The 12084-nt window shown below is 64.7% G+C and carries 19 protein-coding genes; 10 read left to right on the top strand and 9 right to left on the bottom strand.

Going from position 1 to position 12084, the window contains the following annotated elements:
• The 3 genes from LQ757_RS06035 to LQ757_RS06025 form a co-directional block, all read left to right on the top strand.
• Window positions 1-583: hypothetical protein (locus LQ757_RS06035; protein ID WP_231046264.1), on the top strand; the 583-nt coding region annotated here is incomplete at its 5' end.
• A complete protein-coding gene (locus LQ757_RS19380; RefSeq protein ID WP_308195572.1) occupies window positions 469-861 on the top strand; it encodes a nucleoside hydrolase in 393 nt (130 codons plus the stop codon). The genes LQ757_RS06035 and LQ757_RS19380, both read left to right, overlap by 115 nt.
• A 71-nt stretch (window positions 862-932) precedes the next feature.
• Window positions 933-1133: a hypothetical protein gene (locus LQ757_RS06025; protein WP_231046262.1), complete on the top strand. Its 201-nt coding sequence runs from the start codon at window positions 933-935 to the stop codon at window positions 1131-1133.
• Window positions 1134-1311: 178 nt separating this feature from the next.
• Here the strand turns inward: LQ757_RS06025 and LQ757_RS06020 are convergent, their stop codons facing one another.
• Complete coding sequence (locus tag LQ757_RS06020) at window positions 1312-1536, bottom strand: hypothetical protein (protein ID WP_231046261.1); 225 nt, start codon at window positions 1534-1536, stop codon at window positions 1312-1314.
• A 273-nt stretch (window positions 1537-1809) separates the two neighbouring features.
• Here LQ757_RS06020 and LQ757_RS06015 point away from each other — a divergent pair, with 273 nt between their 5' ends.
• Together LQ757_RS06015 and LQ757_RS06010 are read left to right on the top strand one after the other, a co-directional pair.
• Window positions 1810-2328 carry a hypothetical protein gene (locus LQ757_RS06015; RefSeq protein ID WP_231046260.1) on the top strand — a complete coding sequence of 173 codons (519 nt, stop codon included), beginning with the start codon at window positions 1810-1812 and terminating at the stop codon, window positions 2326-2328.
• An 85-nt stretch (window positions 2329-2413) separates the two neighbouring features.
• On the top strand, window positions 2414-2956 hold the full coding sequence (locus LQ757_RS06010) for a hypothetical protein (protein ID WP_231046259.1): 543 nt from the start codon (window positions 2414-2416) through the stop codon (window positions 2954-2956).
• A gap of 357 nt (window positions 2957-3313) precedes the next feature.
• Here the strand turns inward: LQ757_RS06010 and LQ757_RS06005 are convergent, their stop codons facing one another.
• The 3 genes from LQ757_RS06005 to LQ757_RS05995 all read right to left on the bottom strand — a co-directional run bounded on the left by LQ757_RS06005 (window position 3314) and on the right by LQ757_RS05995 (window position 5309).
• Entirely contained in the window at window positions 3314-3772 is a 459-nt protein-coding gene (locus LQ757_RS06005; RefSeq protein ID WP_231046258.1) for an SRPBCC family protein, read from the bottom strand.
• A gap of 112 nt (window positions 3773-3884) precedes the next feature.
• Complete coding sequence (locus tag LQ757_RS06000; RefSeq protein ID WP_231046257.1) at window positions 3885-4391, bottom strand: GNAT family N-acetyltransferase; 507 nt, start codon at window positions 4389-4391, stop codon at window positions 3885-3887.
• A 273-nt stretch (window positions 4392-4664) separates the two neighbouring features.
• The gene (locus LQ757_RS05995; RefSeq protein WP_231046256.1) at window positions 4665-5309 is read right to left on the bottom strand and encodes a TetR/AcrR family transcriptional regulator; all 645 of its coding nucleotides are present in this window, start codon (window positions 5307-5309) and stop codon (window positions 4665-4667) included.
• A 62-nt stretch (window positions 5310-5371) separates the two neighbouring features.
• Here LQ757_RS05995 and LQ757_RS05990 point away from each other — a divergent pair, with 62 nt between their 5' ends.
• Entirely contained in the window at window positions 5372-5836 is a 465-nt protein-coding gene (locus tag LQ757_RS05990; protein WP_231046255.1) for an SRPBCC family protein, read from the top strand.
• A gap of 42 nt (window positions 5837-5878) precedes the next feature.
• On the opposite strand, the gene LQ757_RS05985 is transcribed toward LQ757_RS05990, so the two are convergent.
• Entirely contained in the window at window positions 5879-6232 is a 354-nt protein-coding gene (locus LQ757_RS05985) for a GntR family transcriptional regulator (protein WP_231046254.1), read from the bottom strand.
• The gene (locus tag LQ757_RS05980) at window positions 6232-7161 is read right to left on the bottom strand and encodes a hypothetical protein (RefSeq protein WP_231046253.1); all 930 of its coding nucleotides are present in this window, start codon (window positions 7159-7161) and stop codon (window positions 6232-6234) included. The genes LQ757_RS05985 and LQ757_RS05980 overlap by 1 nt, the downstream gene beginning before the upstream one ends.
• 252 nt (window positions 7162-7413) lie before the next feature.
• Here LQ757_RS05980 and LQ757_RS05975 point away from each other — a divergent pair, with 252 nt between their 5' ends.
• On the top strand, window positions 7414-7905 hold the full coding sequence (locus LQ757_RS05975; RefSeq protein WP_231046252.1) for a hypothetical protein: 492 nt from the start codon (window positions 7414-7416) through the stop codon (window positions 7903-7905).
• Between the two features lie 149 nt (window positions 7906-8054).
• Here the strand turns inward: LQ757_RS05975 and LQ757_RS05970 are convergent, their stop codons facing one another.
• The gene (locus LQ757_RS05970) at window positions 8055-8618 is read right to left on the bottom strand and encodes a hypothetical protein (RefSeq protein WP_231046251.1); all 564 of its coding nucleotides are present in this window, start codon (window positions 8616-8618) and stop codon (window positions 8055-8057) included.
• Window positions 8619-8765: 147 nt separating this feature from the next.
• Here LQ757_RS05970 and LQ757_RS05965 point away from each other — a divergent pair, with 147 nt between their 5' ends.
• Complete coding sequence (locus tag LQ757_RS05965) at window positions 8766-9122, top strand: hypothetical protein (RefSeq protein WP_231046250.1); 357 nt, start codon at window positions 8766-8768, stop codon at window positions 9120-9122.
• 221 nt (window positions 9123-9343) lie between these two features.
• Here the strand turns inward: LQ757_RS05965 and LQ757_RS05960 are convergent, their stop codons facing one another.
• Entirely contained in the window at window positions 9344-10462 is a 1119-nt protein-coding gene (locus LQ757_RS05960) for a CU044_5270 family protein (protein ID WP_231046249.1), read from the bottom strand.
• The gene (locus tag LQ757_RS05955) at window positions 10428-11024 is read right to left on the bottom strand and encodes an RNA polymerase sigma factor (protein ID WP_231046248.1); all 597 of its coding nucleotides are present in this window, start codon (window positions 11022-11024) and stop codon (window positions 10428-10430) included. The genes LQ757_RS05960 and LQ757_RS05955 overlap by 35 nt, the downstream gene beginning before the upstream one ends.
• A 315-nt stretch (window positions 11025-11339) precedes the next feature.
• Between LQ757_RS05955 and LQ757_RS05950 the strand changes: the two genes are divergently transcribed.
• Window positions 11340-11531: a hypothetical protein gene (locus LQ757_RS05950; protein ID WP_231046247.1), complete on the top strand. Its 192-nt coding sequence runs from the start codon at window positions 11340-11342 to the stop codon at window positions 11529-11531.
• Window positions 11532-11720: 189 nt separating this feature from the next.
• Complete coding sequence (locus LQ757_RS05945; protein WP_231046246.1) at window positions 11721-12047, top strand: hypothetical protein; 327 nt, start codon at window positions 11721-11723, stop codon at window positions 12045-12047.
• Window positions 12048-12084 lie beyond the last annotated feature (37 nt).

Raw genomic sequence — 12084 nt, 5'->3', positions numbered from 1 at the left:
CGCCTCATGTTCATCAAGCGTCTTGGACACCGGTGCATCCCTGAGGGGAGGCCCGCGAATCTTCATCGCAGTGTCGGGTGGATGCCCGATAGCCGATCCGCTTGCGGACGTCCGTTGGCGGACCGTCCAGCGCGACACACCTCCGAACTCAGGACCGCATGGAAAGCTGCTCCGGACCCGAGCTGGTTTCGACGATGATGACACGATGAGCTTCGACGTTTTCCTTCAGGACTTCTCGGACACCCCTGCAGATCGCAGCGAGTCGGTTGGGCGCGTGCTGCGGCCATTGTTCGATGCAGACGGCTGGAACGTTGTGACTGCAGACGGCTCAGCTGCGGTGTTCGGGGCCAGCGACGTCCCGTTGGACGGATTGATGTTCAACCACATCGCAGGTGAACTTGCATGGGACGTGATATTCGACGCCGCTGTCGCTGGTGACTGGGTGATCATGCCGGTTGGTGGGCCGGTGTGCATCGTCACCGAGCAGCAGGCCGATTCAATACCCGAAGAGCTCCAAGACGTCGGGCTCGTTCTGGTGCGGTCTGGGAAGGACCTGCGCCACGCAGCCACGGCCGACGCCTAGAGATTGGCGCCAAGCGTCGTGCCCAGGCCGACAGCGTTCACCACAGCGGTGGCACGGTAGACGACCGGGTCGCGGTCGCGGTGCTCGCAGATCCCGGCTGCGTCGAGGTCTTGCACACGCGGCTCGACGTCGAGTTCACCGGCACCCTGACCCTCGGCGCCACGAGCGTCGACTTCGACGGCATGCTGGCGCGCGAGCTGAACGCCTGGATCGCGACGGACATCGACGTCGACCGGTTCTGGGCTCTCGTCGAGGCATCCGTCGCCCGTCTCGCCTGAGATCGCGTGGCTGCACTGGCCGCGCCTGCGTCGCAGGACTATCGTGACGCCTTTCGATTGAGGAGCGCGCCATGGATTGGACGTTCTGGGTCGTTCTCATCGTCATCGCGGGCGCATTGGTCGTGACGCAGTGGCTTCGCACCCTGCGACGCCGCCGCGACACGATGCGCGGCGAGAACCGCGAAGTTGCCGACGCGGCGGATGCGCAGCGGAAGGCGAAGGAGCAGGCGAAGCATCAGCAGAACGGCCCGTTCGGAGGCGGTATCGCCTGAGAGTGCCTCGACGCGAACCGCGTCGAGGCATCCGTCGCGTGACTCGCGGCCCGCGCGTCGTCGCGCCCACGCGCGGTCCCAGGAGTGGCGGCGTCGGACGCGAATGTGCCCGGCGGCCGCAGCCGCCGGGCACATTCCGTGACGGGGAGGCCGGTCGAACCGACCTCCCCGGCCTGAATCAGTCGAGCGAGCCGGCCAGCGCCGTGATCGCTTCCACGAGCGAGGAGTCGGCTGCGGCGCCGGACTTGCGTGCCGCGTTGTCCAGCTGCGCGAGGAGCGCGCGACCGGCTGCGGGGCCTGCGGCGAGCGACTCGGCCGTGTCGATGTGCTCGCGCACCTCGATCAGCGCCTCGCCGCTCAGCGTGCCGTTGCGCTCGGCCTGATCGACGAAGGACCGAACCACCGCGAAGCTCGGCGCGTGACCGTACTTCGGCTGGGCCTGCGCGTTGAACGCCGCCAGCTGGTACTCGCCCGCCGCTGCGACCTCGTTCGCGCTGAGGAACTCGCTCGGCTGCAGCGCGGTGCCGCAACCAAGCGTGTCGGAAGCGATGCAGCTCGAAGGCCGTCCTCCATCATGCGCGCCGGTGTCGGTGCCGCAGACCCTCAGAAGGATCCCTCAGTGCGGCGGCATTGCCTTGGCTGTGGTGAATCGGCAGCGTTGAGACATCAACAGAGTATGAGCGCATCAGGGGCGTGCCGCGGCGGTGCACGAAGGCTGATTCACACCGCGACGGGCGGCGTGCTGCTGGCTGGCCTCTTGTCCCTGATTGGCTGCGCTCAATCACCGGCTGCCGCTCCGACCGCAGTGGAGACTCCCCAACTCATCCGGTGTGATGGTTCCACCAACATCTACGAACCCAATCCCGATGCAGGTGCTGTCACGGTCGAGCAGGCGCTCAAGGATCGGATCGCCTGGTTGGCGGAGACAGGAGTGAAGAATCCGCCCACCAACGGATCGGAGACGTTCTCGCTCTACCCTGAGCTGAACACCATGGAGGTCGCGTTGGCCGCGTTTCAAGCGGGACGCCACGTCGATCGGAATCTGTACCGTGGTCTAGAGATCATTACAATCCACGCGATTGACGCGGACGGCAAGGACACCGGCGAGGTCGTGATCGACGAACTGGAGCCCGGCTACTTCGTCGGTCAGGTCGTCGTCCGCAGCATGGCCGCAAGGGCCGAAGATTGCCCGTGAACGTCGCCATCGAAATCGCAATCCCTCAAGGCGCTGAGCGCGATCGAACACACTACGCGTCCGAGGATCGACGAACGCTCCACTCATGGGACACGTCGAGCTTGAACGCGATGTACTAGGAGTCGCTGTGAAACGAAACTGGAAGAGTGCCGCAGAGGGCACCGTTGCCATAGTCGTTGCGATGATCGCCATGACCGGTTGCGCGAAGCAGCCGCAACTGGGTGAGCAGGCGAGCGAGGCTCCTGCCGACGAGAAGATAGTGATCTCCGACTGCGGAGGGACGACTTGGCTCGAGTACGACGAAAGCCCTGGGGAGCCGACCCGTGCGCGCGCGATCGAGGCGATGATCGAGCGCTGGAGGAAGGCGATCGACGAGGGCATCGAGAGCGTGGCCGGTGGAGAGCGAGAGTTCCCGGACGGCATTATCACCTTCGAGCTCGCGCTCGAGGCATTGCCGGAGGCCGAGCGGGATGCCTCGGCTGATGCGCTCCTGAGAGTCGAGGCCATCAACCCCGAGGGGGAGGATTGGGGAACCGTGGTGGTCATGTCCCAGCCCTCCGGCGGCTACCTCATCGAGAGTTACGAGGTGAGCCACGAGAACGGCGAGGCCTGTCCGCCGATCGAGTGAGGTCAGGGGCGCCAGCGGGCCGCCGCAAGGTCGACGCGGCGGCCGTCGTCGACGGTCGATGCCCACAGCGGCGCGCCCTTGCGGTCGTAGTGCGGCCCCGCAGTGGACGTGCGGGTACCTACCTCGGTGAGTTCGTCATCAGATCACAGAACGGCAAGTATGTCTTTGACACGATTGCGATCGCCCACGAAGGCGGAATACCCTGCCCGACCGAGTGATCAGTGCCGATCGCGAAAGCATCCTGCGTCCCGGCGAGGGATCCTCTAGAGGGAAAGGTGCGGCGGGGTGCCATTTCTGACGCGCGTGCCGGAAACCCCCGAGTATGAAGCGCGAGGCCACGGAGATCGCGGTCGTTCCTTATGACGCCGTTGCTTCTGCTGCCTTCTTCAGGTCGGCGGCGCTCTGCTCGAAGTTCTCGTCCAACGGCGGGATCATCCGTGCGACGAACGGGAAGAACGGACCGCCGATGCGCTCGACGACCACCACTCGTGTGCCGCCGGCGTCGCCCGTGAGCGAGCACGTGCGAGTGAACATCCCACCGCCGAGGGTCAGGCGCACGTTCGGCTCGAACTCCTTGATCTTCAGCGAGAACGTGCGGCTCGGGTCGAGTGTCGAGACGAGCTTGATCGTCGAGCCGAGAGCGATCTGGCCTTCGAGCGAGACGACCGTCGAGTTCCACCTCGGGATCTCTGCTGCAGTGGTCAGGAGTCGCCATACCGTGGCGGCGTCGGCGTCGATGTGCTGGGCGATGCGGGTGGACCGACTGAACGTGGTCCGGGTCGTCCAGGCGACACCATCGGACGCAGTGGTGGACATGTGATTCTCCCTTCTTGCTTGAGGCCGATTGTAGAGCGCACGGTACACACAGAACACGACCACGAGCAGCATTGCGGCCCGCGCGACGATCGGCTTAGGGGCAGGCGGCGAACTACCGAAGGGTTGCGGTCATCTGAACACGTCGTCCGTACTGAGGTAGCCCGAGTCGCTTCTCCACATGGACGAGGTGCTTGTGGAAGTCGGTGGTGGGCTCTGTCTCGACAAAGCCGATGCGCGCATAGAAGGGCGCGTTCCAGGGCACGTCGGCGTAGGTCCGCAGGGTCAGCCGGTCATACCCTCGACGACGAGCCTCATCCATCGCGGCTTCGACCAGTCGCCGTCCGTAGCCACGTCGACCATACTGAGGAAGCACCGAGAGTTGCTCCAAGTGAGCGATCCCGTCACTCTCAAGAACGTGCACGAACCCGACGGTGGTGCTTGTCTGTGTTTCCTCCGCGATCAAGACGAACCCAGGCTCCTCCGCTCTCGACCGACCGGACGGAGCGGGCTCCCAACTCTCAGGGTTCAGCCGGTTGATGAGCAACTGATCCGCGGCGTTCTCAATCGACTCGACCGTCAGGTAGTCGTTGGGCTCAATGTGACGGATGGAAACGGACACGGCGAAATCCTATGGTCACCGTCCGATGGCGGATCCGCGAACGCGACGAGTTCGCGCGCTTTCTGGACGACGGCGCCCCTAGGCCGGGGTAGCGAGATGACCGGTCACGGCGGACCTTCAACATGCCCTTCTGTCGCAGCCGCCGCCGCAGCGCACGCAGCACTGTGTTCGTGTTGACCCCCGAGCACGCGATGCCCGACCCAACGAGCTGGAGGCCCCGCAGAGTCACCTGTACGGAGGCCGGGTCGTCGGTGGGTCATCCGCTCAGGACGATCATTTCAGTGCGGCAGGCTCGGCGAGGATCGATCCGGGCACGGTCGCGACGAGCCAGTCGACGACTCGATCGAATGGCCAGCCACGCTCCTTCCTGAGCACCACCCAAAGCGCGTCGCCGCATAACGTGAGGAGCACGTCGGTCGCGATCTGTGGGGTGAGTCCGTCGCGGAGTTCGCCCTTCGCGGCCACGACGTCGATGACCTGCCCGTATCCTGCGACCTGCATGCCATCGTGATACCGGTGCACAGCCATCACCTCTTCATCCGTCATCGCGGCCGCGCGAACGACCTCGGCCACGGCGGCCGCCCGCTCCAGCAGCGGAGCCGCTCCCCGGATGAAATACTCAAGGGCGGATGGGGCGCTGGGCGCGGCAAGCATGCTCGCCCACCACTCGCTCTGCTGCGGGATCGTGGGATCGTCTGGCCCGAGCACAGCGTCATCGATGACCGCGCTGACGAGTTCCGACTTCGTGTGAAACACGAAGTAGACCGTCTGGTTCGCGACGCCCGCGCGCCGCGCGATCGCAGCAATCGTGGCGCCGTGATAGCCCCGCTCCAGGAACTCCTCGTGCGCCGCCTTCAGGATCTTACGGCGGGTCTGCCGGGCCTGATCGCGTCGATTCACTCTCTTGTCGCTCGTCACGAGCAGGAGTATAGTGCACCACACTAGAGTGAAGCTCTAGTGAACGACGGGAGGGGGACAGAATGTTCACCGTACAAGCCGAGGTCGTCGTCGCGAGGGCGCCCGAGGACGTCTTCGCATTCGTCGCCGATCAAACGAACGCCCCGCGTTGGCAGCCTGGACTCATCGAAGTACGCCGGCTCACTACGGGTCCGATCGGCGTCGGTACGGAACACACGTTCGTGCGCCGAGTCGCCGGTCGACGCATCGAGGCCCGCAACCGGTACACCAAATACGAGCCGAGTCGGCTGATCGCATTCGAGATCGCCGATGGAGGGATCACCGGCCATGTCGAGTACCGGCTCGAGCCGCACGCCGGGGGCACGCTGGTGACATGTGTGATGGAGTTCACGACGCGCGGGCTCAACCGCATCGCTGAGCCACTGATGCGGCGCGCCATCGAGCGCGAGGTACGCGATGGAGACCGGCGGCTGGCTGAGCTGCTCGAATCGAAGGCGGAGCGCCAGCGGGATCTGCCCGTCGAGTAGCGAGCGCCCGGTGACGGATCGGTCACCGGGCGGCGGGTGTAGCTACTCCGGCCACATCCCCGTCAAGGCGCCGATCGTTTCCTCTCGTCCCAGTCCGTTGCGGATGGCGGCCTCGTGGAGCTCGCGCGCCGCTTTGAGGACATCGGCGGGAAGGCTGCGTGGTGACGGGCTGACGACTGTCCCAGCTCTCGCTCTCGTCTGGACGAACGCGTCGGCCTCGAGCTGCTTGTACGCCCTGGCCACGGTGCCGACCGCCAGGCCGAGGTCTCGTGCGAGCTGACGAACGGTTGGCAGTCGGTCGCCTGGGGCGAGCCGACCGGTCAGGATCTGGCCACGCAGCTGTTGGTAGATCTGATCCGACGGCGGGGACGCGCCGGACAGGTCGATCGAGACCATCAGCGCATACCCGGTGCGACTACCTCGGGCTGCTCGGCCGCGACCGGGAGGCTCGCCCGCCTGCGGGGTTGGAACAGCGCAAGGAGAAGGAGCGCGACACCCAGTCCCTCGAGCAGGATGCCGAGGACGGTCAGCGGCACCGCGAGCGCGGCGAACGAGGTCCCGACCTCGATCGGCACACCATCTGGTGCGGAGAGGCCTCCCGCGAGTTGGGAGGACCGGCCCAGGAAGTTCCACGAGACGCCGAGTGTGAAGGCGACCGCGCCCGCGGCGATCGACAGGACCGTCCGGGTTCGGTTCCGACGGTCGCCCCGATCGCGTTCACGCTGGACCGGGTTCGCGGGCGCGGCGGGTCTGGCGATGCGCCACAACGCCAGTTGCACAACGAGGATGAGTACCGCCAGCGCGACCAGGACCGGAATCCCGAACCACCAGCCGAAGAAGGTCGTGCCGGCGTTTGCGCTGCCCATCTGGATGAAGATCATCGTGTGGCGACCGTGCTCGTCGGTAGAGGAAGCCAAGCCGGCCAGCAGCACGGTCCCCGCCATCAGCCCGGTCAGCGTCCACCAGCCCGCGAACCACGACCTGGAGCCGTACGACCAGACGGACCGCGGACTGAGATCCACGGCGCCGAGGGGCTGAGGATCCGTTCGACGCGAACCGACGAGCGCGTACACCGCGACCGCGACCGTCGCGGCGGCAATCGGAATGGCGTAGCGCGCCTCGGGGTCCTCCTGGAAGGGCGCCCACCACCGTGACCACCAGAATGTGGCGACCCCGCCTGCCGCGAAGATCGACGCGACCCGGCCGGCGAGAGACTGTGCCGCGTCGGTTGACTTCGATGCCCTCACTGCGAAAAGGAGAACACCCAACGCGACGAGCGCGATGATGCCGACCACGATCTCTTCCATCCACATCCACAGGCCCACGTGCACCTCCCTGTCTTATGTATCAACTGGATAATACATAAGACCGGGGTCACGAGTCCCCCGCGGCTCACCTGGATACAGGACCCTGTTCCGCAGAGGGATCGCTATATGCAGTCGGGATCGCCCGCCGGCTCGCTCTCGTGGCTAGGTTGGGGTCACGGGAGACGAAGCGACGCCACCAGACCGGCCGAGCGGATCGCGAACAATCCTGAGCCGGCTACCCGGCGCTGCTGGCTGTACTAGGAGGCCGACATGGTTGATCCGAAGAAACTCGCTTCGGCATTGGCGCTCCTGAGCGTGGCCGTGCTCCTCCTGGTTTCCGGATGCGCGACCCGAACTGACGAATCATCCGCTCCCACGCCATCGCCGGAAAGAGTATTCACCGATCCCGATTGTGGAACGTTCGGCATCGTGGAGTCGGCACCTGACTTAGGCGCCGAATCACGCAGAGAAGTTCTCGAGGTCATGATTCGTGGCCAACAACGCGCGCTCGATGAATCACCCGATGCCGTAAACACCCTCGGGTTTACGCCTGAAGACGCACTCATGGCCCTCGAGGCAGCCCTCACCGTCCTTCCTGACGTCGAGAAGGAGGTTGGCCCCGATGCCACCGTGACCGTCCCCGCGGTGAACGATGCGGGCACGTATCTCGGTGAGTTCGTTATCAGATCACAGAACGGCAAGTACGTCTTTGACACGATCTTGATCGCCCACGAGGGCGGAATACCCTGCGCGACCGAATGATCCAGCCGACAACCAACTTGTCGCGGCGCTTTGCTGACCGCCCGGTGAACGATCCCTTACTGAGCCGCCGCTGAACGTCCCCTTGCTTCTGAAACCCGGCGACTAATCGAGGGAAACGCTAGCGTTGGTCCCTGGTCAATCGCCGCGCCTCACACCGTGGTGCTCGCATCGTAGATCAGCCGGAACTCTGTGCCACCGGTGAGGCCAGTAGCTTGAATCGCCTCGACCAGGTCGCCTCCGAGGAAGAGATCGCCGCGGGGAAGCTCGGCAAGCTTGAACGCGCTACTTCCCGCGAGTGCACCCAAATCGAAGACATGGCGGCGGATGTCCATGATTCGTCCGGATGCAAAGCGAACGATTTCGGATCGGCTTTCCTCGAGCACGTTCGCCACTGGCGGAGCGCTAAACACCACCAGCCGGGCCTCATCACACTCCAGCGGCAGTAGCTCGCCGTACGGGGCGAGGAGTGGCCCGACAGCTTCAATCGCTTCATCGCGAAGGATGAGCACATGCCCACCCAGCCACGGCATTTCCGAACGGAGCCAGGGCAGCCCGTGCTCATCCTCCTTCAGCAAACGCATCTGGATCGGCTCCCATGCAGTCCCAGGCTGCCGATCAGACAGCGTCCAGAACACCTCGAAGTCGCCAGGATCGACCGGGAAGACCCACTCGAACCCCTCGGGCACTGCGGGACGAAAGACGCGGAAGTTCATCACCGGAACGTTACTGGGTCTGGAGGAGGTAACTGCTGCCGGCGATGTAGTGCCGTTGGGAATCCCCGTGCGGGTGCCAGTGGTGCTCGTGGCGCGTGGACCGCGACGCCTCCTTGAGACGTCGCGAGAGTGCGCAAGGATGGGACCATGGACCTCGTTGTGATGGGGATCGCCGGGCTCTGCTTCGGCATCCTTACCGCGCAAACACGTACCCCACGCTTCCAGCTCCTGCCGTTCCTGTCGCTCCTGTTCCTCCTGCTCATCGCGGTCATCGCAGTCATCCAGTCGGGCTACGGATCCCCGATAGGTCCGTTCGTGTTCCTCGCGGCGGACATCGTCGCCCACGCCTTCTACAGCGCCCACATCTGGCGGCGAGAAGGCCTCGACCAGATGTATACCTTCTGGCAACTGGTGTGGATCGACGGGTGGTACCCGAATCAACTGCGTGCTGCCCTCCAAGGGCACCTGGAGAGCACGGACCGCGACGCACCGCCGACAGCCTAGGAAGCCCGGGTGCCATCGCCTACCGGGCATGGAGTCACGGGCTCGCCGATAGCGATCTCATCCCGTGGGTTCGTCTCTTGGGTCAGGCAAGTATGCGGTGATGTCGATCGGTTCTGTCGGGGGAAGGTCGATCGCGCTGGGCTCGATTCTCGTCACTTCGCTCGTTCCTCTCAGTCGATTCGCGCACGCGTGGCTGACAGCCTGTAGCTATGCGCGCAAGTTCATTCCATCGGGCAGCTGAAGGTTCCTGGGGCTGTGAGTTCGCACTCCTCGAAGGCGCCATCAACGGTTCCGCCCTTGGGGGCTGCGTCGACGACGGTGCTCGTGATCGCAGTCCACGCGATCACAGTCCCGGCCGGGAACGAGTTGAAGGGCTCGTCACGCATTTGTACTTCGCGCTGACCGATGATCGCCCCTGTCTCTGGGTCGATGATGATGTCTTGGCGGATCCCGTTCGATTCCTCGTACCGGCCGATCGCCACACCGACGCGGCCGTCGAGGTTCGCCTGTCGCTCGGTGATCTCCACGCCCGGGATGAGCGCAGCAGCTTGATACATGGCCGAGCGGAGTTGTGCAGGCACCGCCCCAGACCGAAGCGTGTCTGCGATCCAGACCAACGCTTCCTGGTCGGGTGAGGGCCCTTGCCCCAACGTCGTCCGGTAGATGTAGTTGAGCAGCTGGTACGGATCAGTGGGCAGGCGCTTCAATGCCGAGGGCGAGTGCTGGTTCTCCATGCTGTAGAACGCGCCGCCCGGTGCCCGTACGATCTCGGCGGAGTTCTCACCGAACGCCTCGACCGAGCCGAGCTCGTTCTCCTCGGCGATCGCCGCGGACTCAGGCCCGAATGTCTCGTAGGTCTTCGAGAGCGGCCGGATCCAAACCCAGTCGCCTTCCGGGTTGGCCGGCACGTAGAGCTCTTCATGGCTGATCGTGAGGTAGCTGATGTACTTCTCATCGTCAGTGAAGTTCGTGGCCCCGTAGACCGCGGTTTGGTCGATCCGGAGGTACTGCCCAGGCTCGAGGATCGGGTCTTCGCTGCCTAGCGTCGCGATCGCGGCATCGTGCAGTACCGATGCCGCTGCGGCATCCGCGCCCCCGCGCCACCCCGCGAGTCCGAGCATGTTCGTGAACACGAGACCGGCAACCAAGCCGCCGGCTGCCAACGTCCCCAGCGTTGCAAAGCCGATGCGGCGCACACGATGCCGAACCCGCGGCACGGCGTCGATGCTGGTTTCGGTCTGCACGCGTTCCATCAACGCCGCGCGGGCGCCAGCCACGACCTCAGCCGACGGCGGCTCGACATCACTACGCGCTCGGCGCAGCAGCAGCAGCTCGTCCATGTTCAGTCTCCGTATCTTCAGAATCGAGAAGCCCCGCAGCTGCCCTCATGGCACGGCGGGCGCGGTTGAGCCGTGAGCGAACAGTGCCGACCGGGATCTCCAAGGCGGCGGCGATCCCGCTGTAGTCCAGATCACCCCAGGCATAGAGGAGGAGCACGTCTCGGTCACGGGCATGCAAACCACGCAGTGCGGCGCGCAGCCGCCGAGTCAGTCGTGTCGCATCGATCCGACCGCCGGCTTGATCGATGAGATCGGGCGACACTTCTGCGGCCAACGCCGCCACCATGCCCCGCCAAGCCCTGGCCTCAACTCGCACATGCCGATGCATGACACGAGTGGCAATGCCGAGCAACCACGGGCGAGCACTCGCCACGGCCAGGTCGAAATCACCGCGACGCTCGAACGCGACCAGAAAGGTCTCCGACATGATGTCGTTCGCGTCGTCCGAACCAACTCGGCGCGCCGCATAGTTGTGCACCGTGCGTGCATGCCGGTCGAAGAGCACGGCGAATTGGGCTGGCTCCTCAATGGATCGCCCGATCACCTCACTGTCATCACTCACACTATGTATTGCTCAAACGAGGAAACCGAGTTCACGACTGCCATGCAGCCACGCTAACCGCCCTCGCCTTCGAGTATCGAAGCAGCACAATCATCGATGACAGGCCCTGACTAGGGAAAGAAGCAGATGCCCGCCGCGCAAGCGGATCCTTGGCCGGGAAAGTCAAGGGAGACGCGCAACGGCAGTGCAACGGACAAGCACGCGAGGTCAGCTCGACCGGCCGAGGTGCTCGCGCTCCGGCTCCGGCTGGCCCAGCTCCGCCGACCCTGACGCCCGAGGGTGGATTGTCGGGCCAGAGTCAGTCAGGATTTCGTCATGTTCTTGGATGACCCGTTCTTCGATGCGGTGGCGGTCGCGTTTTTCATCGTCTGGTTGGTCATCTGCGTCGCGTTCATCGCGGGCGTCGTTTACCTCATCGTCTACGTCGTTCGATACCGCCGGGAGATATGGGACGCAGGCCCGATCGACGGCGACGCAGACGCGCGCCGATCGGGGCTTGGTAAGTAGCCCGAGGTGGAGTCTGCAATCCAACTCGGCTCGGACACGAGACTGACACAACTCGGCCCCGTGCAACCCCATTAGCGGATCCTTCAAGGCAGCAGGGAGATCCCAAACGCGATGAAGCGCATGCCGACCCATACCCAGTGGCTGGAACGTGAGTACGGCGCTAGCGTCGAAGTCGGCATAGGGGGTCGGATGCAGGCCGAATGGGATGAGTCGTACTTCGAAGCGCAGCAGCAAGACGCGTCGGTCTACTGGGTCTGCTTCTGGACCGGGGACGACGTCGAGCAGGCGGCCCAGCATGATCCGCAGCGAATTACTGGAGCGGACTCAGTCGAAGAAGTACTTGCTTGGCTGGCCCGAGAAAGGGGCGAGCGGCGGTTCGAGTTGTTCGTTGAAACCGTCGACCATGCCGCATCACGCGAGCACGGATGGATAGCCCAGCGAAACCTCATCCGTTTGGCTGGCGACTTCCGCCCGGGCGGCACCGCGGTCACATTCACCATGACCCGGTCGGACTGACGAACCCGCCCGTGCCCTCAAGCGGATCGTCGTGCGG

It is taken from the genome of Agromyces cavernae, from assembly GCF_021044935.1.
In the GTDB taxonomy this organism is placed as follows: domain Bacteria; phylum Actinomycetota; class Actinomycetes; order Actinomycetales; family Microbacteriaceae; genus Agromyces; species Agromyces cavernae.
The sequence above is the reverse complement of the archived record's forward strand: the minus strand, read 5'-3'. Positions and strand labels throughout refer to the sequence as shown.